Annotated in this window: 26 protein-coding genes; 13 read left to right on the top strand and 13 right to left on the bottom strand. The window is 63.5% G+C overall.

All coding sequences use genetic code 11. The features are described from left to right. Window positions 1-80 precede the first annotated feature (80 nt). From IWY39_RS06860 to IWY39_RS06845, 4 genes are all read right to left on the bottom strand, one after another. Entirely contained in the window at window positions 81-1,322 is a 1,242-nt protein-coding gene (locus IWY39_RS06860; RefSeq protein WP_107124197.1) for a threonine synthase, read from the bottom strand. 78 nt (window positions 1,323-1,400) lie between these two features. Beyond that, window positions 1,401-1,952, bottom strand: a complete 552-nt coding sequence (gene grpE / locus IWY39_RS06855; RefSeq protein ID WP_017181394.1) for a nucleotide exchange factor GrpE — start codon at window positions 1,950-1,952, stop codon at window positions 1,401-1,403. Next, window positions 1,949-2,995, bottom strand: coding sequence for a heat-inducible transcriptional repressor HrcA (gene hrcA / locus IWY39_RS06850; RefSeq protein WP_019051609.1), 1,047 nt, complete (start codon window positions 2,993-2,995; stop codon window positions 1,949-1,951). The genes grpE and hrcA overlap by 4 nt, the downstream gene beginning before the upstream one ends. A gap of 55 nt (window positions 2,996-3,050) precedes the next feature. Beyond that, a complete protein-coding gene (locus IWY39_RS06845; RefSeq protein WP_107124196.1) occupies window positions 3,051-3,557 on the bottom strand; it encodes a DUF6438 domain-containing protein in 507 nt (168 codons plus the stop codon). A 92-nt stretch (window positions 3,558-3,649) separates the two neighbouring features. On the opposite strand from IWY39_RS06845, the gene rph reads away from it, so the two are divergent. Further along, window positions 3,650-4,366 carry a ribonuclease PH gene (rph, locus tag IWY39_RS06840; RefSeq protein WP_017181391.1) on the top strand — a complete coding sequence of 239 codons (717 nt, stop codon included), beginning with the start codon at window positions 3,650-3,652 and terminating at the stop codon, window positions 4,364-4,366. Window positions 4,367-4,464: 98 nt separating this feature from the next. Then, window positions 4,465-5,094, top strand: coding sequence for an RdgB/HAM1 family non-canonical purine NTP pyrophosphatase (rdgB, locus tag IWY39_RS06835; RefSeq protein WP_107124195.1), 630 nt, complete (start codon window positions 4,465-4,467; stop codon window positions 5,092-5,094). Window positions 5,095-5,121: 27 nt separating this feature from the next. Here the strand turns inward: rdgB and IWY39_RS06830 are convergent, their stop codons facing one another. After that, window positions 5,122-5,799 carry a CAP domain-containing protein gene (locus IWY39_RS06830; RefSeq protein ID WP_107124194.1) on the bottom strand — a complete coding sequence of 226 codons (678 nt, stop codon included), beginning with the start codon at window positions 5,797-5,799 and terminating at the stop codon, window positions 5,122-5,124. Between IWY39_RS06830 and hemW the strand changes: the two genes are divergently transcribed. Continuing rightward, entirely contained in the window at window positions 5,798-6,985 is a 1,188-nt protein-coding gene (hemW, locus tag IWY39_RS06825) for a radical SAM family heme chaperone HemW (protein ID WP_107124193.1), read from the top strand. The two genes, IWY39_RS06830 and hemW, sit on opposite strands and share 2 nt — an antisense overlap. Here the strand turns inward: hemW and pyk are convergent. After that, window positions 6,982-8,436: a pyruvate kinase gene (gene pyk / locus IWY39_RS06820; protein ID WP_026002091.1), complete on the bottom strand. Its 1,455-nt coding sequence runs from the start codon at window positions 8,434-8,436 to the stop codon at window positions 6,982-6,984. The genes hemW and pyk overlap by 4 nt on opposite strands. A gap of 131 nt (window positions 8,437-8,567) precedes the next feature. On the opposite strand from pyk, the gene IWY39_RS06815 reads away from it, so the two are divergent. From IWY39_RS06815 to ruvC, 5 genes are all read left to right on the top strand, one after another. Further along, a complete protein-coding gene (locus IWY39_RS06815; RefSeq protein ID WP_026149399.1) occupies window positions 8,568-8,867 on the top strand; it encodes a DUF1244 domain-containing protein in 300 nt (99 codons plus the stop codon). Between the two features lie 42 nt (window positions 8,868-8,909). Beyond that, entirely contained in the window at window positions 8,910-9,152 is a 243-nt protein-coding gene (locus IWY39_RS06810) for a DUF2312 domain-containing protein (protein ID WP_006956223.1), read from the top strand. Between the two features lie 101 nt (window positions 9,153-9,253). Next, window positions 9,254-9,580: a heavy metal-binding domain-containing protein gene (locus IWY39_RS06805; protein ID WP_017181385.1), complete on the top strand. Its 327-nt coding sequence runs from the start codon at window positions 9,254-9,256 to the stop codon at window positions 9,578-9,580. Window positions 9,581-9,650: 70 nt separating this feature from the next. Next, entirely contained in the window at window positions 9,651-10,394 is a 744-nt protein-coding gene (locus tag IWY39_RS06800; protein WP_107124192.1) for a YebC/PmpR family DNA-binding transcriptional regulator, read from the top strand. Window positions 10,395-10,572: 178 nt separating this feature from the next. Next, on the top strand, window positions 10,573-11,064 hold the full coding sequence (gene ruvC, locus IWY39_RS06795) for a crossover junction endodeoxyribonuclease RuvC (protein WP_017181383.1): 492 nt from the start codon (window positions 10,573-10,575) through the stop codon (window positions 11,062-11,064). 31 nt (window positions 11,065-11,095) lie between these two features. Here ruvC and IWY39_RS06790 read toward each other — a convergent pair whose 3' ends face one another. From IWY39_RS06790 to IWY39_RS06780, 3 genes are all read right to left on the bottom strand, one after another. Beyond that, the gene (locus IWY39_RS06790) at window positions 11,096-11,815 is read right to left on the bottom strand and encodes a dienelactone hydrolase family protein (protein WP_107124191.1); all 720 of its coding nucleotides are present in this window, start codon (window positions 11,813-11,815) and stop codon (window positions 11,096-11,098) included. Between the two features lie 10 nt (window positions 11,816-11,825). Beyond that, window positions 11,826-12,821, bottom strand: a complete 996-nt coding sequence (locus tag IWY39_RS06785) for a 50S ribosomal protein L11 methyltransferase (RefSeq protein ID WP_017181381.1) — start codon at window positions 12,819-12,821, stop codon at window positions 11,826-11,828. A gap of 173 nt (window positions 12,822-12,994) precedes the next feature. Continuing rightward, window positions 12,995-14,347 carry a methyl-accepting chemotaxis protein gene (locus IWY39_RS06780; RefSeq protein ID WP_107124190.1) on the bottom strand — a complete coding sequence of 451 codons (1,353 nt, stop codon included), beginning with the start codon at window positions 14,345-14,347 and terminating at the stop codon, window positions 12,995-12,997. A 185-nt stretch (window positions 14,348-14,532) separates the two neighbouring features. On the opposite strand from IWY39_RS06780, the gene sdhC reads away from it, so the two are divergent. The 3 genes from sdhC to sdhA are packed head-to-tail and all read left to right on the top strand — an operon-like array spanning window position 14,533 to window position 17,119. Further along, the gene (gene sdhC / locus IWY39_RS06775; RefSeq protein ID WP_017180897.1) at window positions 14,533-14,928 is read left to right on the top strand and encodes a succinate dehydrogenase, cytochrome b556 subunit; all 396 of its coding nucleotides are present in this window, start codon (window positions 14,533-14,535) and stop codon (window positions 14,926-14,928) included. Then, window positions 14,928-15,317, top strand: a complete 390-nt coding sequence (sdhD, locus tag IWY39_RS06770) for a succinate dehydrogenase, hydrophobic membrane anchor protein (RefSeq protein WP_017180896.1) — start codon at window positions 14,928-14,930, stop codon at window positions 15,315-15,317. The genes sdhC and sdhD overlap by 1 nt, the downstream gene beginning before the upstream one ends. Beyond that, a complete protein-coding gene (gene sdhA / locus IWY39_RS06765) occupies window positions 15,317-17,119 on the top strand; it encodes a succinate dehydrogenase flavoprotein subunit (protein WP_017180895.1) in 1,803 nt (600 codons plus the stop codon). The genes sdhD and sdhA overlap by 1 nt, the downstream gene beginning before the upstream one ends. A 55-nt stretch (window positions 17,120-17,174) precedes the next feature. Here the strand turns inward: sdhA and IWY39_RS06760 are convergent, their stop codons facing one another. The 4 genes from IWY39_RS06760 to IWY39_RS06745 are packed head-to-tail and all read right to left on the bottom strand — an operon-like array spanning window position 17,175 to window position 18,676. Beyond that, window positions 17,175-17,471 carry a type II toxin-antitoxin system RelE/ParE family toxin gene (locus IWY39_RS06760; protein WP_107124189.1) on the bottom strand — a complete coding sequence of 99 codons (297 nt, stop codon included), beginning with the start codon at window positions 17,469-17,471 and terminating at the stop codon, window positions 17,175-17,177. After that, window positions 17,468-17,707, bottom strand: a complete 240-nt coding sequence (locus IWY39_RS06755; protein ID WP_019051623.1) for a type II toxin-antitoxin system ParD family antitoxin — start codon at window positions 17,705-17,707, stop codon at window positions 17,468-17,470. The genes IWY39_RS06760 and IWY39_RS06755 overlap by 4 nt, the downstream gene beginning before the upstream one ends. Window positions 17,708-17,738: 31 nt before the next feature. Further along, complete coding sequence (locus IWY39_RS06750; protein WP_107124188.1) at window positions 17,739-18,197, bottom strand: vgr related protein; 459 nt, start codon at window positions 18,195-18,197, stop codon at window positions 17,739-17,741. Beyond that, window positions 18,194-18,676, bottom strand: a complete 483-nt coding sequence (locus IWY39_RS06745) for a copper chaperone PCu(A)C (protein WP_107124287.1) — start codon at window positions 18,674-18,676, stop codon at window positions 18,194-18,196. The genes IWY39_RS06750 and IWY39_RS06745 overlap by 4 nt, the downstream gene beginning before the upstream one ends. Window positions 18,677-18,851: 175 nt before the next feature. On the opposite strand from IWY39_RS06745, the gene dnaK reads away from it, so the two are divergent. Both dnaK and dnaJ read left to right on the top strand, forming a co-directional pair. After that, complete coding sequence (gene dnaK, locus IWY39_RS06740) at window positions 18,852-20,750, top strand: molecular chaperone DnaK (RefSeq protein ID WP_017180891.1); 1,899 nt, start codon at window positions 18,852-18,854, stop codon at window positions 20,748-20,750. A gap of 67 nt (window positions 20,751-20,817) precedes the next feature. Next, window positions 20,818-21,951 carry a molecular chaperone DnaJ gene (gene dnaJ / locus IWY39_RS06735; protein WP_019051626.1) on the top strand — a complete coding sequence of 378 codons (1,134 nt, stop codon included), beginning with the start codon at window positions 20,818-20,820 and terminating at the stop codon, window positions 21,949-21,951. Window positions 21,952-21,983: the final 32 nt, after the last annotated feature.

Below are 21,983 nucleotides of genomic sequence, written 5' to 3'. Positions count from 1 at the left end.
AGTGCGTTTCAAGATGCACTGAGATATATCGTAAAAACATCTAGCGTCAAGCGTTAAGATATATCTTTTGTGGATGACTGTCAGAGAGCAGCGAAGTCGATGGCCCTATGCCGGTCGAGCCGACGCGAATGATCCTCCAGCGGATATTTAAGCCCGCTGGCGCAATTGAACAGTACCGCGCGATCCTTGCGTCCGATCAGCCCTTCGTCCAATGCGCGGCTGTAGGCGGCCAGCGTCGCCCCGCCTTCCGGGCAAAGCAGCAGGCCATCGTCCCGCGCCACGTCGCGCACCGCTGCCATGATCGCGGCATCCGACACCGCCAGCGCCGCGCCACCGCTTTCCCGTACGGCCCGCAGGATCAGGAAGTCGCCGACCGCGCGCGGCACGCGAATGCCCATCGCGATGGTGTGGGCATCCTCCCACCGTTCGGCAAATTCCACGCCCGCATCGAAAGCGCGGACCATCGGCGCACAGCCTTCCGCTTGCACCGCGAACATTTTGGGGCGTTTAGACCCGATAAAGCCAATCTGCTCCAGCTCATCAAACGCCTTCCACATGCCGATCAGCCCGGTGCCGCCGCCAGTGGGATAGAAGATTGCGTCGGGCAATTCCCAGCCCAGCTGCTCGGCCAGCTCCAGCCCCATCGTTTTCTTGCCCTCGATCCGGTAGGGCTCCTTCAGCGTCGAAAAATCGAACCAGCCACGCTCCTTCGCCCCTTGCCCGACGATCGCGCCGCAATCGTCGATCAGCCCGTTGACGCGATAGACGCGCGCACCCTGCGCCGCGATTTCGCGCACGTTGATTTCCGGCGTGTCATCCGGGCAAAAGATGATCGCTTCCATCCCGGCGACAGCGGCATAGGCAGCCAGTGCTGCGCCGGCATTGCCGTTGGTGGGCATCGCGATCTGGGTCACGCCCAGCTCTTTCGCCATCGAAACCGCCATCACCAGCCCGCGGGCCTTGAACGATGCAGTCGGCAGGCGGCCCTCATCCTTGGCGATCAGATGCGTGCCACCCAATCGCGCGGCAGTACGCGGCAGGGCGACCAGGGGCGTGGCATTTTCGCCCAGGCTGACGATGTTGCTGGTGTTGCGCACCGGCAGCAATTCGCGCCAGCGCCACAAATCCATCGGCCGCTGCGCCAGGACATCCTTGGTCAGCGCCGCCCGCACCCCGTCCAGATCATAACGGACCAGCAGCGGCTTTCCCGCCGCCGACAGACCATGCAACTGGTCCGCTGCGTAGCGCTCGCCCGTCAGCGAACATTCCAGATGGGTGACGAAGGTGGGACGATCGGTGGTGAGGTTCAGGTCGTGGCGCAATGGGGTATCCTTTAATCTGTGCCCCCCCCCCCGGCCACTTTTCATGCCCCTCCCGCGAACGGAAGGGGCGTGCATATCTTAGTCCGGCGCTTTTGCCACGCTGACCATGGCCGGGCGCAACAGCCTGTCCTTGATCATATAGCCCGCCTGCATTTCGACCAGGATCGTGCCGGGCGCGGCATCGGCGGACGGGACTTCCATCATCGCCTGATGCTTGTTGGGGTCGAGTGGCTGGCCGACCGACTCGACCTTGGATATGCCGTTGCGGCCGAACACCGCTTCCAGTTCGCGGCCCGTGGCTTCCAGCCCGACGACCAGCCCCTTGAACTTCTCATCCTCGCGCAGTTCCGCCGGAATGGCGGCAAGGGCGCGGCTCAGATTGTCGGCGACCGACAAAATGTCGCGGGCAAAATTGGTCGCGGCATAGGCGCGGGTGTCGGTCAGTTCCTTTTCCAGCCGACGGCGCACATTCTGCGTATCGGCATGGGCATAGAGAATGTCCTGCTTCGCAGTCGCCAGTTCCGCTTCCAGCGCGGCGATACGCTCTGCATTGGCATCTGCCACGGGTGCATCCTCCGGCAACTGGTCCACGACTTCGGTATTTTCGACGTTCAGATTATCTTCGCTCATCTCATCAATCTCGAAAGCGTTTGTGCGGTGAAATCCACCATGGGGATCACCCGTGCATAGTTCAAGCGCGTGGGGCCGATCACGCCGACCACGCCGACCACCCGGCCGTCCGCGCCACGATAGGGGGCGGCTATGACCGAAGAACCCGACAGGGAAAAGAGCTTGTTTTCCGATCCGATGAAGATTTTGGTCGCGCTGCTCGCCAATGCGCTTTCCAGCAGGCGGGATATTTCCTGCTTGCCTTCCAGCTGCTCCAGCAATTGCCGCACCCGCTCTAGGTCGGCCGCCGTGCCGTCGTCGATCAGATGGGCCTGCCCCCGCACGATCAGCACTGGCCTGTCATCGGCGTCATGCGACCAGATGGCGACGCCGCGTTCCACCAGTTCCCGCGCCGCGCCGTCGAGCGCGCTGCGTTCGCTCTCCATTTCCAGCGCCAGCCTGTCGCCCGCCTGCCGCAGCGTCAGCCCGGCAAAGCGCGCTGACATGAAATTGGCCGCTTCATTGAGCATGGAGGGGGACACGCCGGGCGGCAGGTCCAGCACGCGATTTTCAACCGACCCATCCTGCCCGACCAGCACGGCCAGCGCCTGCCGGTCGTTCAGCGGCACGAAGCCGAACTGGCGCAAGATCGGTTCGCGCTTTGGCACCATGACAATGCCCGCACAGGCCGACAGGCCCGACAGCGCAGCGGTGGCGGCGGACAGCGCTTCCTCGATCGGCCCGCCCTCGGCCAGCCCCGCCTCGATCGCGCGCCGTTCCTCTGCCGACGGCAACGCCGCCTGCATCATCCCGTCGACGAACAGCCGCAGCCCCGTTTCGGTCGGCATCCGCCCCGCCGACGTATGCGGCGCGGCCAGCAGCCCCAGTTCCTCCAGATCCTGCATCACGTTGCGGATCGATGCAGGGGACAGGCTGAGCGATGCGATCTTGCTGAGCGTGCGCGATGCGACCGGCAGACCAGTGCCCAGATAGCTTTCCACCACCAGGCGAAAAACGTCGCGGGCGCGCTCGTTCAATTCGGTAATGGGTGTCGTTGGCGTCATCGGCAAAATGTAGGATGGATTGCCTTCAGGCTCAACGCCTGCGTGGCGGCCAGCCCTATTGGGCAATTTTGGCTTTCAGCATCGGTTCGATCCCCAGCAATTTGGGAATGCCGCCAATCGTCGTGCGCAGCTTCGCATAGCGCGCGTCCAGGCATCCCGACTGATAGTCGAGCCGCGTCGGCTTGGCCTCGCCGCGCGTCCATTCGATGCGATAGCTGGGCATGTCGGTCGCAAAGCGGGCGCAATTCTCGCCATGGGCGATCCGCCTTTCGGTGCCGACCAGCGGCTTGTACGGGGCCAGCGCCAGGCGCAATTGGCGATATTGCGCCGGGGTCACGGTGAAGCGCGTCGGCCCCGGCACGGCCGTGAACTTGTCCGGCTCCAGCAGGCCCGATCCATCGGGCGTCACCTGCACGCTATAGGCGGGGCAGGCACCAAAGCAGCGCCCGGCGGTAAAGCGGATCGTGTCTCCAGCGGCGCGCGGTGTGTCGAGTTCAGTGTCGGCTGTGGCGCATCCCGCCAACAGCATCACCGTCGCGGCTATTATCATTCTGGTCATCATGGCCCCTCTTATCGCCTAATTGCGCGCATGGCACTGGCAAGAAACGCTGTCGGACGCTAAGCGCCGTCTCCTGATCGATTTGGAGAAAGAATATGCGTCCTTCCGGCCGCGCGCCCGACCAGATGCGCGATATCATCATGGAGCCCGGCTTCACCATCCATGCCGAAGGAAGCTGCCTCATCAGTTTCGGCGACACTCGCGTCTTGTGCACCGCGTCGGTGGAAGAAAAAGTGCCGCCCTTCCTGCGGGGCAAGGGGTCGGGCTGGGTCACGGCCGAATATGGCATGTTGCCGCGCGCCACTCACACCCGTGGCAGCCGCGAAGCGGCCAAAGGCAAGCAATCGGGCCGCACGCAGGAAATCCAGCGCCTCATCGGTCGCTCGCTGCGCACCGTCGTGGACATGAAGAAGCTGGGCGAACGCCAGATCGTGGTCGATTGCGACGTGATCCAGGCCGATGGCGGCACCCGCACGGCGGCGATCTCCGGATCGTGGGTCGCGCTGCGCATTGCGGTGGACAAGCTGCTGGCGTCCGGCGCGCTCAAGGAAGACCCGATTATCCAGAAGGTCGCGGCGATCAGCTGCGGCATCTATGAAGGCACGCCGGTCCTCGACCTCGACTATGCCGAGGACAGCAATGCCGAGACGGACGCGAACCTGATCCTGACCGGCGACGGCAAATTCGCCGAAGTGCAGGCGACCGCCGAAGGCGCAGCCTATGACGAGGAAGAGTTGCTGCGTCTGCTGCGCCTCGCCCGGATCGGCTGCGCCAAGATCTTCGCCGCGCAGGATGCCGCGACGGGGCGGTAATCACAATTATCCGTTCGCTTCGAGCGAAGTAGAGAAGCCGATAGCGCGACTTTTGCGTTTATCGAATGCGCTCGAAACGAACGGAAAGAGGTGGAATAATGACCGACCAATTCGGACAGGAACAGGCAATCCGCAAGCTCGCCCCCGGCAAGCTGGTGATCGCCAGTCACAATGCGGGCAAGGTGCGTGAAATCGCCGCGCTGCTCGGCCCCTATGGTATCGATCCGGTCTCGGCCGCCTCGCTCGACCTGCCCGAACCGGAAGAAACCGGCACGACCTTCATTGCCAATGCGGAACTGAAGGCATTGCAGGCCGCCGACCTGTCCGGCCTGCCTGCGCTGGCCGACGATAGCGGCTTGTGCGTCGAGGCGCTGGGTGGCGATCCGGGGCTATTTTCGGCGCGCTGGGCGGGACCGGACAAGGACTTCGCCCTCGCCATGCAGAAAGTATGGGATGGCGTGCAGGCCAAAGGCCCGGAAGCCGGCCATGACGCCCATTTCATCTGCGCCCTGGCCCTTGCCTGGCCCGATGGTCATGTCGAAGCGTTTGAGGGGCGGGTCGACGGCACGCTGGTCTGGCCGCCGCGCGGAGCCAATGGCTTTGGCTATGACGCCATGTTCCAGCCGCTCGGCTTCGACATCAGCTTCGGCGAAATGGACCCGGACGCCAAGCACGCCATGAGCCATCGCGCCGACGCATTCAGACAGCTGGTGGCGGCAGTGTTCTGACCCGGTTCCTCCCCGCGCCGGGGAGGATCACTGCCCACCGCTGGCCAGTTCCACCGGGGCTGCTTCCTCGTCCAGCGGGCCTTTCCCGAACGCATTGCCGGCGGGGAAATAGCGGCACACCAGATATTCGTAATTCGCCCCTTCACCCAGCGCGCAGCCCACCTTGCGCGTGCCGCGCCAGATCATCTGCGTATAATGGCCGACATCCTGCCAGCGCCCGCTGGTGCTCAGGTCAGGCAATTTGCCTTCGATCCGGAACAGTTTTTTCTCATCCAGAAAAGCGCCGACCATGACGCCATAGCCATAAAGGCGGCGTGGTCCCATCCACAGATTTTCGCCGCTCGGTATCGTCCGGCTACCCCGCGGGCTGTGGCGAAACGCCCCGCTCTGCGCCATGTCGGCGGCATAGCGCGCAGCGTCCGCCGCCAGCGCCTCGTCCCATTCCAGCGGCGGAACGCCAACCAGCGCCCGTTCGCCATTATGCGCGTCGATCATCACGGCCCGCAGCAGCGGCTCGCCCCTCGGCGCTTCCTCCATCCCATAATAGGCCGCCGGCATGACTACGCCGGTCGGCACATTGACCGGCGCTGCGATCACCGCCTTGCTCCCCGGCGCGCTGTCGGACGCTGCCTGCGCACCCGTCGCAATCAGCAACGCCGCCCATAGCCCGGCACGCAAAAACAGATTAGGGCTGCCCCCAGCCATGGCCCTCATTCCCCCCGACTCTGCATCCCCATCGGCGCCGGCCCCCGCCGACGCTCTGGCCTTATATATTCATTGGCCCTTTTGCGTATCGAAATGTCCCTATTGCGATTTTAACAGTCATGTCCGCGAAGGCATAGATGTGGATGCCTGGCGCGCCGCTCTGCTCGCCGACATGGGGCATGAGGCTGCGTTGACCGGCGGGCGACCGCTTTCCTCGATCTTCTTTGGCGGCGGCACGCCCTCGCTGATGCCGCCAGCGCTGGTGGCGGACCTGATCGCGGCGGCGGGACGCCATTGGGGCTTTACCCCGCAAGTCGAGATCACGCTGGAGGCCAATCCCAACTCGGTCGAGGCGGCGCGCTTTGCCGATCTCGCCGCCGCCGGGGTCAACCGCGTCTCGCTGGGCCTGCAGGCGCTCGACAATGACGCGCTCCATTTTCTGGGCCGCGCCCATGACGTTGCCGAAGGGCTGGCCGCACTCGACACCGCCCAATCGGTGTTCGACCGGGTGAGCTTCGACCTGATCTACGCCCGGCCCGACCAGAGCGAAGCGCAATGGCAGGCGGAACTGGCGCGCGCCCTGTCGTTCGGCACCGGGCATCTCTCGCTCTATCAACTGACGATCGAACCCGGCACCCGCTTTGCCACCTTGGTTGCACAGGGCAGGATGAGGCCCGCCGACCCGGATCATGGCGCGACTCTCTATGAAATGACCGCCGCGATGACCGGCGCGGCGGGCATTCCCGCCTATGAAATCAGCAATCATGCCCGCGCCGGGCAGGAGAGTCGCCATAACCTCACTTACTGGCGCTACGGCGATTATGTCGGCATTGGTCCTGGCGCGCATGGGCGGCGCGGCGCCATGGCGACGCAGCGTCACAAGAAGCCGGAAAACTGGATCGGCGCCGTCAACCGCAATGGCCACGGGCTTCAGCTGGAACAGCCGCTGGCGGGCGAGGAACGGGCGCGGGAAGCGCTGCTCATGGGGCTGCGGCTGGGCGAGGGGGTTGATCTCGCCCGGATTGCGGCGCTGTCGGGCGTTGGCCTTGGCCATCTGGTCGATGAACGCGCCATCGACCAGTTGACCGACCTTGGCCTCATCCGCCTGACCGGCACCCGCCTGCAAGTCGCGCCCGCCGGCATGTTGCTGCTCGACGCGATCTTGCCGGAGGTGGTGGCGATTTAATAATCGCGGCCCTTCAGTTCGTCCCCCCGTACTGCCGCGACGTGCAGCACATTGGTCGATCCCGGCGTGCCGAACGGGACACCGGCCAGTACGACGATCTTTCCGCCCTTTTCGGCCATGTCGTGACGCAGCGCCATGCGCCGGGCCTTGCCGATCATCTCCTCGAAATTGCCGATATCCTTGGTGCGGATGGCATGGACGCCCCAGGTCAGGCCCAGCTTGCGCGCCGTATCGGTGCGCGGCGTCAGCGCCAGGATCGGCGCGGACGGGCGTTCGCGCGCCACGCGCCGCACCGTGCTGCCCGACGATGTGAAGCAGGTGATCGCGCTCGCGCCCACGACATTCACGATATTGCCGGTGGCCTCGGCCAGCGCGTCGGCGGTGGTCGGATCGGGCAGCGTCTCGGTAAAATGCAGTCGCGCCAGATAGCCCGGATCGCGCTCCACGCTGTGGGCGATCGAATCCATCATCGCGACCGCCTCGACCGGCCAGTCGCCCGCTGCGGTTTCGGCGGACAGCATGACGGCGTCCGCACCATCATAGACCGCCGTCGCCACGTCCGACACTTCCGCGCGCGTGGGGGAGGGGGACTTGATCATCGATTCCAGCATCTGGGTCGCGACCACCACCGGGCGACCCATGCGGCGCGCCGTCGCGACGATCTGCTTTTGCAGCGGCGGTACATCATAAGGCGGCAGTTCGACGCCCAGATCGCCGCGTGCGACCATCACGCCATCGGCCATCTCGATAATCTCCTCCAGCCGCTGCACGGCTGACGGCTTTTCGATCTTGGCCATCAACGACCCATATCCGCCCATCAGCTTGCGCGCTTCGGCCAGATCCTCCGGCCGCTGCACGAAGCTCAAGGCGATCCAGTCGCACCCCTGTTGCATCGCGAAGCTAAGGTCGCGGCGGTCCTTGTCGGTCAGCGCAGGCACCGGCACCACGACATCGGGGACGTTCACGCCCTTGCGGTTGGACAGCGTTCCGCCGACCTCGACGATCGTATCGATGCGATCCTCGCTGATCGCCTTGACGCGCAGCACCATCTTGCCATCGTCCAGCAACAGCCGGGTTTCCGGCACCAGGGCGGCATAGATTTCGGGGTGGGGCAGGTTCACGCGGCGCGAATCGCCCGGCGTCTCGTCGCGATCCAGAATGAAGGGCGCGCCGGTTTCCAGTAGCGCCAGCCCCTTCTCGAACGTGCCGACGCGCAGCTTTGGCCCCTGAAGGTCGCCCAGGATCGTGGTCGGCCGCTGAAATTCCTTTTCCAGCGCGCGGATCGTGGCGATGCGCGCGGCATGATCCTCATGCGCGCCATGGCTCATATTGATGCGAAAGGCGTCGGCCCCGGCAATGAACAGCGCCCGGATCATTTCGGGCGTATCGCTCGCAGGCCCAAGTGTCGCAAGAATACGGACCTTGCGTGAGCGGGGCGGTAGTCGTGACATATATTCTCCTGACCGTCGTGATCGCCGCTGGCCCGACCGTTGGGCTTCCCCCCCCCTTGGTCTTGCCAGCGCGTCGTTATGGGTTATCCGTGCTGCACGACAGGATGATGTATCAGCGAAAGGGTCCGCCGATGAGCGACACCATACTCACAGACGCCGCCGCCGCAACCGCCTTCCGCCGTCTGGTGACGCATTTGCAGCACCGCACCGATGTCGAAAATATCGACCTTATGGGTTTGGCGGGTTTCTGCCGCAATTGCCTGGCCGACTGGGTGGCGGAGGCGGATGGTGGCCTGACGAAAGATCAGGCGCGCGAACTCATCCACGGCATGCCCTTTGCCGAATGGAAATCCCGCTATCAGGGCGAAGCGACGCCGCAGCAGATCGCACGAATGAAAGAGAGTGTGGCGAAGAACGCCGACAGCCACTAGGACGCCCTCCAACCGATTCACATCTACCGGAGAAACTCCCCCATGACCGAACCCAATGTCGCCGCCGACCAGCTCCGCCTGCTGATCGAACGGATCGAGCGGCTGGAAGAAGAGAAGAAGGGCATCGGCGACGACATCAAGGACGTCTATCTGGAAGCCAAGGCGACCGGCTACGACCCCAAGATCATGCGCCAGATCGTCCGCCTGCGGAAAATGCAGCCCCACGACCGGCAGGAAATGGAAGCGATCCTCCAGACCTATCTGTCCGCGCTGGGCATGGAATAGGACTCCACCGCCGTTCGCGCCTGGCGTAGCAAGGGGCTTTCACTGCGTTCAGGGCAGATGTTCTAAGCGCTCGGCCCGAACGGGATCAGAGGGAGAGTGAAATGTCCGAAGTCATCGTCAGCACCACCAGCCGTCTGGAAGGGCGCCCCGCCAAGGAATATCTGGGCATCGTCACGGGCGAAGTGATCGTGGGCGCCAATCTGTTCCGCGATCTGTTCGCCAGTGTGCGGGACATCGTGGGTGGCCGGTCGGGCGCTTATGAAGATGTGCTTCAGCGGGCGCGCGAACAGGCGATCGGCGAAATGCGGATGCGCGCGGCGACGCTGGGCGGCAACGCAGTCGTCGGCGTCGACCTGGACTATGAAGTGATAGGCTCCAACGGATCGATGCTGATGGTGTCGGCCTCTGGTACCGCCATCCTTGTGTAACATTGCGCGAGCGCGCCTCGCTCGCTAGAGAGCGCGCTCGTGTTTCATCAGATAATGTCAGGAGAAGGCCGTGGCCGGCCATTCCAAATTCAAGAATATCATGCATCGCAAGGGCGCGCAGGACAAGAAGCGCTCCTCGATGTTCTCCAAGCTGAGCCGCGAAATCACTGTCGCGGCCAAGATGGGGATGCCCGACCCGGACATGAATCCCCGCCTGCGGCTGGCGATCAACGCAGCCAAGGCGCAGTCCATGCCCAAGGACAATATCCAGCGCGCCGTCGACAAGGCGAATGCCGCAGGTGGCGAGAATTATGAAGAAGTGCGCTATGAGGGCTATGGCCCCGCAGGCATCGCCATCATCGTCGAAGCGCTGACCGACAATCGCAACCGCACCGCGACCAATGTGCGTACCGCCTTTTCCAAAAATGGCGGCAATCTGGGTGCATCGGGCGCGGTGAGCCATGGCTTCGACCGGGTCGGCCTGATCACCTATCCCGCCAGCGCGGGCGACGCCGACGCCATCTTCGAGGCCGCGCTCGAAGCGGGGGCGGAGGACGTGTCGTCCAACGAGGACGAGCATGAAATCTGGACCGCGATGGACGCGCTCCACGAAGTCGCCAAGGCGCTGGAAGCGAGCCTTGGTCCGGCGGATGGCGCGAAGCTCGCCTGGAAACCCACGACCACCGTCGAAGTCGATGAGGCCAATGCCGCCACGCTGATGAAGCTGGTCGACACGCTGGAAGATGATGACGACGTCCAGACCGTCTGGGGCAATTATGAAGTGTCCGACGCGGTCATGGAGAAACTGGGTTGATGTGTTTTCCCTCTCCCCTTGGGGAGAGGGTTGCGCAGCCTTGGCGGCTTTGCCGCCTGGGCGAAGCTGGGAGAGGGGGCGCTGCCATCCGCGACTATCGCTCCCCTTCCCAAGCGCGGCTAGCCGACATGTCGGCTAGCCTTGCTATCCTCTCCCCTGAAGGGGCGAGGAAATCCCAATGATCCTCCTTGGTCTCGACCCCGGCCTTGGCACCACCGGCTGGGGGCTGATCGCCGCCGATGGCAATCGGCTCACGCATCTGGGCAATGGCCAGATCAAGACGGATAGCGCGATGCCGCTGGCAACGCGGCTGCTGGCGCTCGATCTTGCCCTGACCGACCTCATCCTCGAACATCGGCCCGATGGCGCGGCGGTCGAGGAGGTGTTCGTCAACGTCAATCCGCAATCGACCCTGAAACTGGGACAGGCGCGCGGCGTGATCCTGCTTAACGCCGCGCGCTCCGGCATGGAGGTCGGCGAATATGCCGCGCGGCTGATCAAGAAATCCGTGGTCGGCGTCGGCAATGCGTCGAAGGATCAGGTCCATGCCATGGTGTCGCGCCTGTTGCCCGGCGTGAAGATCGTCGGGCCTGACGCCGCGGACGCGCTCGCCGTCGCCATCACCCACGCCCATCATCTTGCCAGCGCGCGGCGGATTCCGACGCGGTGAAAGCGGCTAGTCACTCGCGCCGTTCAATACCCTATCCGAACAGTTCACCCAGAAAATCCACCATCGCGCGGAAACTGCGCCGGTCCGCATCGGGGCTGTACGCCAACCCCTTTTCAGGCATGTTGACGCTCTCGTCGGTAAAGGCATGGCCGGTGCGGCCATAGGCATGGAGTTGCCAGTCGCACCCTGCCGCCGTGAGTTCCTGCGCCAGCGCGACGGTCGCCTCAGGCGGTGCGATCGGATCGTCCCAGCCGTGGCAAATCAGCAGTTTCGCGCGGATGGCGGCATTGGGGAAGGGCGGCGCATCATAGACGCCGTGGAAGCTGACCCCGCCTGCTATGTCCGCACCAGCGCGCGCCAGATCCAGCACGCATTTGCCGCCAAAGCAGAAGCCGATCGTGGCGGTGCGGGCTGCGTCCACCGCGTCCAGCCCCTTGAGCAGCGCATGGGAGGCCAAAAGGCGGTCGCGCAGCAGAGCGCGGTCGGCGTTCAGTTCCGCCATATAGCGCGCGGCATCGGGATCGGCGCGGGTGGTGCGCTTGCCCTGGCCATAAACATCGGCGACCAGCACGGCATAGCCCAGCGCCGCGACCTTTTCGGCATAGGCGAAATCGGCTTCCTTGGTCCCCAGCACATTGGGGAAGAGAAGCACGCCGGGTCGCGGCGCGCTGGCGGCGCTATCGGTCACGACCATGCTTTCGAACAGGCCGCCCGGTCCTTCATGGACGATGCTGTTGCGGGTAATGGTCATGGGGCTCCTCTTAGATACTGCCAAAGCCGGGCGCTTCGCCACGCGCGGCGGGGTTCAGGCGCTTGGGCCGTTTCCATCCGATGCGGGGGCGCTTGCGCAACCGCAGCGTCGGCCAGTCGCCCCGGTCGGTCCGTTCAGCCAGGCGCATGCCCTGCGCGCGATAGGCGGCCAGCACGGCATCGACCTGCGTGTCGAGCAGGCCCGCCAGCAGGATCGTGCCGCCATCCTCGACCAGTGCGCAGAGCGACGGCGCCAGTTCGATCAGCGGTCCGGCCAAAATGTTGGCGATCAACAGATCATAGGGCGCCCGCCCGATAATCGCTGCATGATTGGCCCCGGCGGCGGTCACCAATGCCAGTCGTCCAGGCCCGGCCCCTAGCGGCACGCCGTTGGTCGCGGCATTTTCCGCGCTGATTTCGACCGCGACCGGGTCAATGTCGGATGCGATCGCATGGGCGCGCGGCCACAGGTTCATCGCCGCAAAGGCGAGCAGGCCCGTGCCTGTGCCGATGTCGGCCATATTGTTGAATCGCATGCCCACCTGGCGCATCCGGTCCAGCATGGTCAGGCACCCGGCCGTTGTTTCGTGCTGGCCAGTGCCAAAGGCGCGGCTGGCCGCAATCAGAATATTGACCTGGCCCGGCTGTTCCGGATCGCTGGCAAGATTGCGGACATGGAAGCGTCCGGCAGTGACCGCTTCCAGCCCCTGCTGGCTCAACGTCACCCAATCCTCGTCCGGCAGCGCCTCGACCAGCGGTTTGGTTCCGGCGGCGCTGGGAACCATCGACCGCAGCAACTTGATCGCGGCGGCGCTGGGCTTGCCCTCGAAATAGGCGTCGAGCTGCCAGGCATTGTCATCGTCTGGCGCCGCCTCGCTGGTCATCAGCACTGGCGGCCGCTCCATCAGGGCAAAGGCGGCAATTTCCCCGTCCAGCGCCTCGGCTTCGATACGGGTGCAGGGCAGGGTGACTTTCCAGCTTTGTGCAGGACTTTGGGCAGCGGTCATGCCGCCGCCTTTAGCCGAGCGAGAAGGGGAGGGGAAGAACCTCACAATTGCCAGATTGGGCTCAGGCCGGAGCGAAAATAGTGACTTTCGAGAACCAGCGCGCAGCGTGCTTAAAGCACGTGAGCACTGGAAGCGCAGAAAGGCGCTATTTGCAGCCCGGCATCAGCCCGATCTTATGCGACCTGTCGACCGAAATCGGATGATGCGTGACGCAGGCTGGCAAGCTTGCCTTCGACGCTGACGAAGCCGCGTTCGAGCTGGTCGATTTCCGACGCGACGACCTCGGTATCCTGCCGGATGGCCGAAATGGTGGTCGACATCGAATCGGCGGCCAACGCCGTTTCATCGACGGCGGCGGTGATCATGGTGACGGTCTGCGCCTGCGCGTCCATCGCATGACGGATGCGCTCGGCGCTGGCCTGCACTTCGCCCACCGTGTCGCGGATGCGTTCGTTGGTTTCCACCGACAGGCGAGTCGATGCCTGGATGTCGGCAATCTTGCCCGCAATCTCGTCCGTCGCGCGCGCCGTCTGGTTGGCCAGGCTTTTGACCTCCTGCGCGACCACGGCAAAGCCGCGTCCGGCATCGCCTGCGCGCGCCGCCTCGATCGTGGCGTTGAGCGCCAGCAAATTGGTCTGCCCGGCAATGTCGCGGATCAGGCCCAGGATCGATTCGATCGATTTGGCATGCTCGGACAGGGTGGAGGACATGGTGACCGCATCGCCCGATTGTTTCGCGGCGCGCCTGGCAACCCCGGCTGCCCCCTCAACCTCGGTACGGGCGTCCTCGATGGCGCGGATCAGCCCGGCCGACGTGCGGGCCGCTTCACGCATCGCCAGGGCGGATTGTTCGGCCGCCGCCGCGACTTCCGACGCCTTGCCCAGCATCCCGCGCGTTGCAGCCGATGCATCCTTGGCCTGTTCGCGCAGCGATTCGCCCAATCGGGTCGCGCCGTCGATTTCACCGACGATTCGCTGTTCGAACAAGGAACCGAAACGCTGCCGCTCGGCACGTTGCGCATCGGCCTGATCGTTCGACAGGACATTGGTCATGAAGCCTGCGTCCATCATGGCGATGTGGAGCATGACGAGCGTCAGGCGCTGGCTTCGCTCCGCGTCATCGCGACTATATTCCCATATCAGGGCGATGATCTTTTCGTTCGCCGCGGCAACGGCGGTGAGCACCGACCGCACCGACACGCCATGTTTGCGGGCGTTGCGCACGCAATCCGCAGCGGACTGGGCCCAGAGCGCATCCTTGAAGTGCAATAACTTCTGCTCGACATAGCGGTGCGTTTCTCTCTCGATCGCACTGATCGCTGCGGAACTCAGTTTCTCGCGCAGCCCGGTCTTTTGCATATAGGTCGTGAAAAAGGCGTCCCCCACGCTCGCCAGGCTGTCCTTGATCAGCAGGCCAATCTCCTGTGCGCCCTTGGAAAATTTGTCATTCGGGTCGATTTTCGAGATCAATTCCGGGCTCACGGTGCCGTTCCGGCTATTGTCTGGTGATGCGGCGAAGGACGACATGATGGGACAGCCCCTGTTGGTGCAATGGTATTTGGCAGGCCGACCTTAGCGCGCTTTGGTTAATCACTTCTTATGATCGCGGGATACGATCGTTGGGGCAGCCATGCTTTGCACCGCTTGCCCTCATGCGCGTTCGCTCTTAAGGGGATCGCACTTATAGGGACATTTCAGGGACAAGGGTAGACATGGCGCGAACCAACAGCCGGCCGCTCTCGCCGCATTTGACGATCTGGAAATGGGGCCCCGCGATGGCCATTTCCATCCTGCACCGCGTGACCGGCAACGGCCTTGCGACGGTTGGCGCGCTGGGCCTCGTCTGGTGGCTGATGGCTGCCGCGATTGGTCCGGAAGCCTATGCGACCTTCATCACATGCGCGACCTCGCCCTTTGGCTATCTGGTGATGATCGGCATTACCTGGGCCTTTTTCCAGCATCTCTTTTCGGGGCTGCGCCATTTCGTTCTGGATATGGGCGCGGGCTATGAACTGCGCACCAACAAGAGCTGGTCGATCGCGGTGGTGGTCGCTTCGGTGCTCGTGACCGCCCTTGTCTGGCTCTATATTTTCGGAAAGGCCTTTTGATGGGTAACGGAACTGGTATCGGCCGCGTCCGTGGCCTTGGGTCGGCGCGGCATGGCGCGCATCACTGGCTGGCGCAGCGCTACACCGCCGTCGGCAATCTGCTGCTGGTGCTGTGGCTGATCTTCAGCCTCCTGACCCTGCCTGGCCTCGACTATGAAAGCGTCGTGCTGTGGATCGCCAACCCGCTGGTCGCGGTGCCGATGATGCTGATGATCGTCAGCATTTTCTGGCACCTGCGCCTTGGGATGCAGGTGATGCTGGAAGATTATGTCCATGACAAGGGACTGGCCTTCTTCTCTATCCTGCTGCTCAATTTCTATGCCTTTGGCGGCGCGGCCGCGGGCGTCTTTGCGATCGCCAAGATCGCCTTCACGGGGGTCGTCGAATAATGACGCAAGCCTATAAGATCATCGACCATGTGTATGACACCGTGGTTGTCGGCGCGGGCGGTTCGGGCCTGCGCGCGACCATGGGCAGCGCCGAAGCGGGCCTCAAGACCGCCTGCATCACCAAGCTGTTCCCCACCCGCAGCCACACCGTTGCGGCGCAGGGCGGCATCGCCGCCAGCCTTGGCAACAATTCGCCCGATCACTGGACCTGGCACATGTACGACACCGTCAAGGGGTCCGACTGGCTGGGCGATCAGGACGCGATCGAATATATGGTGCGCGAAGCGCCAGCCGCCGTCATCGAACTGGAACATGCCGGTGTGCCGTTCAGCCGGAACGACGACGGGACGATCTACCAGCGTCCCTTTGGCGGCCATATGCAGAATATGGGCGCCGGCCCGCCGGTGCAGCGCACCTGCGCGGCGGCTGACCGTACCGGCCATGCCATGCTTCACGCGCTCTATCAGCAATCGCTGAAATATGACGCTGACTTCTACATCGAATATTTCGCCATCGACCTGATCATGGAAAATGGCGAATGCCGCGGCGTGATCGCGCTGTGCATGGAAGATGGCTCGATCCATCGTTTCCGCAGCCATGCGGTCGTGCTGGCGACCGGCGGCTATGGCCGCGCCTATTTCTCCGCGACCTCGGCGCATAGCTGCACCGGCGACGGCGGCGGCATGGTGCTGCGCGCAGGGCTTCCGCTTCAGGATCTGGAATTCGTGCAGTTCCACCCGACCGGCATCTACGGCGCAGGCGTGCTGATCACCGAAGGCGCGCGCGGCGAGGGCGGGTATCTCACCAACTCCGAAGGCGAGCGTTTCATGGAACGCTATGCGCCCTCGGCCAAGGATCTGGCGTCGCGCGACGTCGTGTCCCGCTCGATGGCAATGGAAATGCGCGAAGGGCGCGGCGTTGGCGAGCATAAGGATCATATCTTCCTGCACCTCGACCATATCGATCCCAAGGTGCTGGCCGAACGGCTGCCCGGCATCACCGAAAGCGGCAAGATTTTCGCTGGCGTCGACCTGACCCGCCAGCCGCTGCCGGTGACCCCGACCGTCCATTACAATATGGGCGGCATCCCCTGTAACTATCATGGCCAGGTCGTGACCAAGAAGGGCGATGATCCCGAAGTGGTCGTGCCTGGCCTGTTCGCGGTCGGCGAAGCGGCCTGCGTGTCGGTCCATGGCGCGAATCGCCTCGGCTCCAACTCGCTCATCGACCTTGTCGTGTTCGGTCGCGCTACCGGCCTGTTCCTCAAGGACAATCTGAAGCCCAACGCGCCGCACAAGCCGTTGCCCTCGGACGCCGCCGATCTCGCGCTCGGTCGCCTCGACCATTATCGCAATGCCAAGGGCGGCACGCCGACGGCGGACATTCGCCTCGACATGCAGCGCACCATGCAGAAGCACGCCGCCGTGTTCCGCGACAGCGCACTCCTGTCCGAAGGCGTCACCCGGATGCAGGCGGTTAACAAGCGGCTTCAGGACGTCAAGGTCAGCGACCGCTCGCTGATCTGGAACACCGACCTTGTCGAAACGCTCGAACTCGACAATCTCATGAGCCAGGCCATCTGCACGATGGAAGGCGCCGAAGCCCGCAAGGAATCGCGCGGCGCCCACGCGCATGAGGATTTCCCCAACCGCGACGACGAAAACTGGATGAAGCACACCATCAGCTGGTTCGAAGGCTGGGGCGGTTCGGGCGGCAAGGTGACGCTCGATTACCGTCCGGTCCACGACTATACGATGACCGACGAAGCGGAATATGTGAAGCCCAAGGCACGGGTGTACTGATCCTGCCATCAGTTGTCGTGACATCAGAAGGGGCGGGCCGGAAGGTCCGCCCTTTTTATTGCAGCTTGGCAGCAAGATCTGCGCGCTGATGCAGGATGCGGACTATTTCGATCCCCGTTCCGCGCTGGCGATAATAGATATTGTGCCTTTCCACGCGAAACTTGCGGTATCCGCCGCGAACATCGTCGATCGGGCTACCAATGCCCGAATAGGCAGCGATCCGGTCGATCGCATCGGCAATCGCCAGCAGATAAGCCTTGGCCTGCGCCGCGCCCCACTCTGCTTGGGTATAGGTCGAGATTTCCGCCAGATCACGTTCGGCAGCAACTGCAAAACTGACGGCAGCGGTCACGCCTCAGGAAACCGGCGATCAATCCATTCACGCATGTCGAAGTCATGCAGGACGCCACTCTTTTCGCCCTCGATCAGGGCCGCCCGTAAGGCTTCCAGTTTCTCTTCCTCCATTTCCAGCAGTCGCAAGCCCGCGCGGACGACCTCGCTGGTCGATCCGAACCGGCCCTCTGCCACCTTGCGCTCGGCAAAGGCGCGGAAATGGTCGCTCAACGCGACGGATGTGGATTTGCTCATGATGCCATATTACCCGATTTGGGTAACCGCTTCAACCAAAGGGCAGCAACCCCTCATACGCCTCCAGCCCCGGCTTCCCCTTCACCGCCACCCCGCGCCGCAGCAGAAAGGTGTGCCGCACGATCTCCGCCTGCTGCTCGATGCCATAGCGCTCGAACGGCTTGCCTGGCACGATAGCATAGCCATAGCGGCAGAAGGGATGCCGCATCAGCGGTAGCCACCACTTCCCCGACCGCTGCGCCTGCCACACATGGGTCATCTCATGGATGAAATGCCCCTGAATATGCAGCGGGCTTTCACAGAAATCCGCGCAGAACAGCCCGCCCTCCGGGTGAAACCACAGGTCGCCATCGGGCGCCATCGTCACGCCCTTGGGCTGGAACGGCCACCATTTGCGCGCATGCACCCGTACCCGGCCATAATCGATCGCCGCGCCGAACACGCCCCGCGCCAGCGCAATTTCATCGGGGGTCAGGCTACGGCTGCTCAATGGCCCTCATGCTCGCCGCCAGGCTTGGTTGCCGCTGCGCCTGCACCCGCCGCCTCCGGCTTGCGGATCACAGCATCGACCAGCAAGCGGTCGCCATTGGCCATCAGGAAGGTCAACTGCATCTTGCCCCGGCTGATCGCGGTATCATTCACGCCCCACAGCATCAGATGCTTGCCGCCGGGGGCGAAAGCGACCTCACCCTTGGCCGGAATATCGACACTGTCGATTCGCTCCATCGTCATCATGCCGTCCTTGTCGACGCTTTCATGCATCTCGACCTTGAGCGCGTAATCGGTCAGCACGCCGCGTATCTGCCCGCCCGCATCGCCGCCATGCGCGACGAAATAGCCGGCCGATGGCGTTTCCTTGTTGGGGCTCAACCGTACCCAGGCCTGGTCGATATAGGTCAGCGCCGGGTCGCCGCACGCGGCTAATGCCAGCGGGGCCAAGAGGGCGAAAAGGGCAAAGGGAGCGCGCATCAACTCATTCCTGACTGTCTCGTTTCCGGTCAGCGTACATAGGTAATCGCCCCAGCTTCTTGTGCCAAGCAAAAGCGCCCCTATATCGCCCTTGCAAACCGGCCTTGCCTTGGCGCTTTCGTGAGGTATGGGGCCATCAACCGCTGAATAGAATTTGGGGTTCAAAGAGGACACAATGGCAAAAGTTATCGGTATCGACCTTGGCACCACCAACAGCTGCGTCGCCGTCATGGACGGTGGCAAGCCCAAGGTAATCGAAAATGCGGAAGGCGCGCGCACGACGCCGTCCATCGTCGCCTTCGCCAAGGATGGCGAGCGCCTGATCGGTCAGCCGGCCAAGCGCCAGGCGGTCACCAATCCCGACAGCACGATTTTCGCGGTCAAGCGCCTGATCGGCCGCCGCTTCGACGATCCCATGACCAAGAAGGACATGGAACTCGTCCCTTATTCGATTGCCAAGGGTCCGAATGGCGACGCCTGGGTCAAGGCCGGTGGCCAGGATTACAGCCCCTCGCAGATCAGCGCCTTCATCCTGCAAAAGATGAAGGAAACCGCCGAATCCTATCTGGGCGAAACCGTCACCCAGGCGGTCATCACCGTGCCTGCCTATTTTAACGACGCCCAGCGTCAGGCGACCAAGGATGCCGGCCAGATTGCGGGCCTGGAAGTGCTGCGCATCATCAACGAGCCGACAGCGGCCGCGCTCGCTTATGGTCTCGACAAGCAGGACGGCAAGACGATCGCGGTTTATGACCTTGGCGGCGGTACCTTCGACATTTCCATTCTGGAAATCGGCGACGGCGTGTTCGAAGTGAAGTCGACCAATGGCGACACTTTCCTGGGCGGCGAAGATTTCGACGCCAAGCTGGTCGAATTCCTGGCCGCCGACTTCCAGAAGTCCGAAGGCATTGACCTTACCAAGGACAAGCTGGCGCTCCAGCGTCTGAAGGAAGCGGCTGAAAAGGCCAAGATCGAGCTGTCCTCGGCCCAGACGACCGAAGTCAACCTTCCCTTCATCACCGCTGACCAGAATGGTCCCAAGCATCTGGTGAAGTCGATCACCCGCGCCGATCTGGAGCGTCTGGTCGCCGACCTCATCAAGCGGACCATGGAACCCTGCAAGAAGGCGATGGCCGACGCAGGCGTTTCGGCCAGCGAGATCAGCGAAGTCGTTTTGGTCGGCGGTATGACCCGCATGCCCAAGGTACGCGAAGCCGTGAAGGAATTTTTCGGCAAGGAACCGCATACCGGCGTGAACCCGGACGAAGTCGTCGCCATGGGCGCGGCGATCCAGGCGGGCGTGTTGCAGGGCGACGTCAAGGACGTGCTGCTGCTTGACGTGACACCGCTCAGCCTTGGCATCGAAACGCTGGGTGGCGTGTTCACCCGCATGATCGACCGCAACACCACCATCCCGGCGAAAAAGTCGCAGGTCTATTCGACCGCCGACGATAATCAGCAGGCGGTGACGATCCGCGTGTTCCAGGGCGAACGCGAAATGGCAGCGGATAACAAGATCCTCGGCCAGTTCGACCTCGTCGGCATCCCCCCGGCGCCGCGTGGCGTGCCGCAGATCGAGGTGACGTTCGACATCGACGCCAACGGTCTGGTCAATGTGTCCGCCAAGGACAAGGGCACCGGCAAGGAACAGCAGATCCGCATCCAGGCTTCGGGCGGTCTGTCGGACTCCGACATCGACCAGATGGTCAAGGACGCCGAACGCTTCGCCGAAGAGGACAAGAAGCGTCGTGAAGCGGCCGAAGCCAAGAACAACGCCGAAAGCCTCGTCCACACGACCGAGCAGCAGCTGGCCGAACATGGCGACAAGGTCGATGCGAGCCTGAAGGGCGAGATCGAAACCGCCATTGCCGACACCAAGTCTGCGATCGAAAGCGGCGACGCGGAAGCCATGAAGGCCAAGGCGCAGGAACTCGCCACGGTCGCGATGAAGCTGGGTCAGGCCATTTACGAGAAGGAGCAGGCTGCGGCTGCTGCGCCGGGCGCTGAAGCACCCAAGGCGGACGACGATGTCGTCGACGCCGAATTCTCCGAAGTGGACGACAACAAGGCTTGAAGCTGAAGCCCTATACCCGTCACCCCGCCGCCAGGCGGGGTGACGGGACAGCCGGGCGGGGGTCCGAATGACGACCGAAATCGACTATTATGAATTGCTCGAAGTCGAGCGCACCGCCGACGCGAGCGTGCTGAAAAGCGCCTATCGCAAAATGGCGATGAAATATCACCCGGACAAGACCGGGGGATGCACCGACAGCGAAGCCAAGTTCAAGGCCGTGTCGGAAGCCTATGAGGTTCTGAAAGACCCACAAAAGCGCGCAGCCTATGATCGTTTCGGTCATGCGGCCTTCAAGCAGCAGCAACAGGGCGGCGGTGGCGGATTCCATGCCGGTGCCGGCGGCTTTTCCGACCTTGGCGACATATTCGAGACGATTTTCGGCCAGGGCGGCGGCTTTGGCGGTGGCGGTCGTCAGCAGCAGCGGCGCGGCGCGGACCTGCGCTACGATCTCGAAATCACCCTCGACGAAGCCTATCATGGCAAGCAGACCGAGATTCAGATCGAGGTTTCGGCCGTCTGCGACAGTTGCGACGGCTCCGGCGCGGAACCGGGAACCAGCGTCAAGACCTGCCCGACTTGCAAGGGCCATGGTCAGGTCCGCGCGCAGCAGGGCTTTTTCGTGGTCGAACGCACTTGCCCGTCCTGCCATGGCGCGGGCAAGGTCATTGAAAGCCCATGCCGCTCCTGCCGGGGCGAAGGCCGGGTGGACAAGCCCAAGACGCTGTCGGTCAATGTTCCCGCTGGCGTGGACGATGGCACCCGCATCCGCCTGTCGGGTGAGGGCGAGGCGGGCGCGCGTGGCGCTCCTGCGGGCGACCTCTACATCTTCCTCCACGTCAAGCGCCACTCGCTGTTCGAGCGTGATGGCACGACGCTCTTCTGCCGCTGCCCGGTCAGCTTCACGACGGCCGCGCTCGGCGGTACGATCGAAGTGCCGGGTCTGGATGGCGTGCGCCACAGTATCAAGATCCCGGTCGGCATTCAGTCGGGCAAGCAGATCCGCCAGCGCGGCGCGGGCATGCCGGTCCTCAACGGACGCGGGCAGGGCGATCTCGTCGTCCAGATCGACGTCGAAACCCCCACGAAGCTGACGGCCAAGCAGAAGGAACTGCTCGAAGCCTTCCGCGAAACCGAAACCGGCGAAGAATGCCCGGCGTCCACCGGCTTTTTCGGCAAGATCAAGGATTTGTGGGGGGATTGATCGCTGGCATAATGGTGCTCCCGCGAAGGCGG

It is taken from the genome of Sphingobium sp. JAI105 (assembly GCF_015752145.1).
Taxonomy (GTDB): domain Bacteria; phylum Pseudomonadota; class Alphaproteobacteria; order Sphingomonadales; family Sphingomonadaceae; genus Sphingobium; species Sphingobium xenophagum.
The sequence above is the reverse complement of the archived record's forward strand: the minus strand, read 5'-3'. Positions and strand labels throughout refer to the sequence as shown.

What these genes read in the sequence shown, in the direction of transcription:
- IWY39_RS06815 (WP_026149399.1), top strand. Translation starts at nt 8,568, where the DNA reads ATGAGCGACACCATACTCACAGACGCCGCCGCCGCAACCGCCTTCCGC.
- IWY39_RS06805 (WP_017181385.1), top strand. Translation starts at nt 9,254, where the DNA reads ATGTCCGAAGTCATCGTCAGCACCACCAGCCGTCTGGAAGGGCGCCCC.
- ruvC (WP_017181383.1), top strand. Translation starts at nt 10,573, where the DNA reads ATGATCCTCCTTGGTCTCGACCCCGGCCTTGGCACCACCGGCTGGGGG.
- sdhA (WP_017180895.1), top strand. Translation starts at nt 15,317, where the DNA reads ATGACGCAAGCCTATAAGATCATCGACCATGTGTATGACACCGTGGTT.
- IWY39_RS06810 (WP_006956223.1), top strand. Translation starts at nt 8,910, where the DNA reads ATGACCGAACCCAATGTCGCCGCCGACCAGCTCCGCCTGCTGATCGAA.
- rdgB (WP_107124195.1), top strand. Translation starts at nt 4,465, where the DNA reads ATGACCGACCAATTCGGACAGGAACAGGCAATCCGCAAGCTCGCCCCC.
- sdhC (WP_017180897.1), top strand. Translation starts at nt 14,533, where the DNA reads ATGGCGCGAACCAACAGCCGGCCGCTCTCGCCGCATTTGACGATCTGG.
- grpE (WP_017181394.1), bottom strand. Translation starts at nt 1,952, where the DNA reads ATGAGCGAAGATAATCTGAACGTCGAAAATACCGAAGTCGTGGACCAG.
- rph (WP_017181391.1), top strand. Translation starts at nt 3,650, where the DNA reads ATGCGTCCTTCCGGCCGCGCGCCCGACCAGATGCGCGATATCATCATG.
- IWY39_RS06785 (WP_017181381.1), bottom strand. Translation starts at nt 12,821, where the DNA reads ATGACCGCTGCCCAAAGTCCTGCACAAAGCTGGAAAGTCACCCTGCCC.
- IWY39_RS06745 (WP_107124287.1), bottom strand. Translation starts at nt 18,676, where the DNA reads ATGCGCGCTCCCTTTGCCCTTTTCGCCCTCTTGGCCCCGCTGGCATTA.
- IWY39_RS06830 (WP_107124194.1), bottom strand. Translation starts at nt 5,799, where the DNA reads ATGGCTGGGGGCAGCCCTAATCTGTTTTTGCGTGCCGGGCTATGGGCG.
- hrcA (WP_019051609.1), bottom strand. Translation starts at nt 2,995, where the DNA reads ATGACGCCAACGACACCCATTACCGAATTGAACGAGCGCGCCCGCGAC.
- dnaK (WP_017180891.1), top strand. Translation starts at nt 18,852, where the DNA reads ATGGCAAAAGTTATCGGTATCGACCTTGGCACCACCAACAGCTGCGTC.
- IWY39_RS06845 (WP_107124196.1), bottom strand. Translation starts at nt 3,557, where the DNA reads ATGATGACCAGAATGATAATAGCCGCGACGGTGATGCTGTTGGCGGGA.
- sdhD (WP_017180896.1), top strand. Translation starts at nt 14,928, where the DNA reads ATGGGTAACGGAACTGGTATCGGCCGCGTCCGTGGCCTTGGGTCGGCG.
- IWY39_RS06755 (WP_019051623.1), bottom strand. Translation starts at nt 17,707, where the DNA reads ATGAGCAAATCCACATCCGTCGCGTTGAGCGACCATTTCCGCGCCTTT.
- IWY39_RS06790 (WP_107124191.1), bottom strand. Translation starts at nt 11,815, where the DNA reads ATGACCATTACCCGCAACAGCATCGTCCATGAAGGACCGGGCGGCCTG.
- pyk (WP_026002091.1), bottom strand. Translation starts at nt 8,436, where the DNA reads ATGTCACGACTACCGCCCCGCTCACGCAAGGTCCGTATTCTTGCGACA.
- dnaJ (WP_019051626.1), top strand. Translation starts at nt 20,818, where the DNA reads ATGACGACCGAAATCGACTATTATGAATTGCTCGAAGTCGAGCGCACC.
- hemW (WP_107124193.1), top strand. Translation starts at nt 5,798, where the DNA reads ATGGCCCTCATTCCCCCCGACTCTGCATCCCCATCGGCGCCGGCCCCC.
- IWY39_RS06780 (WP_107124190.1), bottom strand. Translation starts at nt 14,347, where the DNA reads ATGTCGTCCTTCGCCGCATCACCAGACAATAGCCGGAACGGCACCGTG.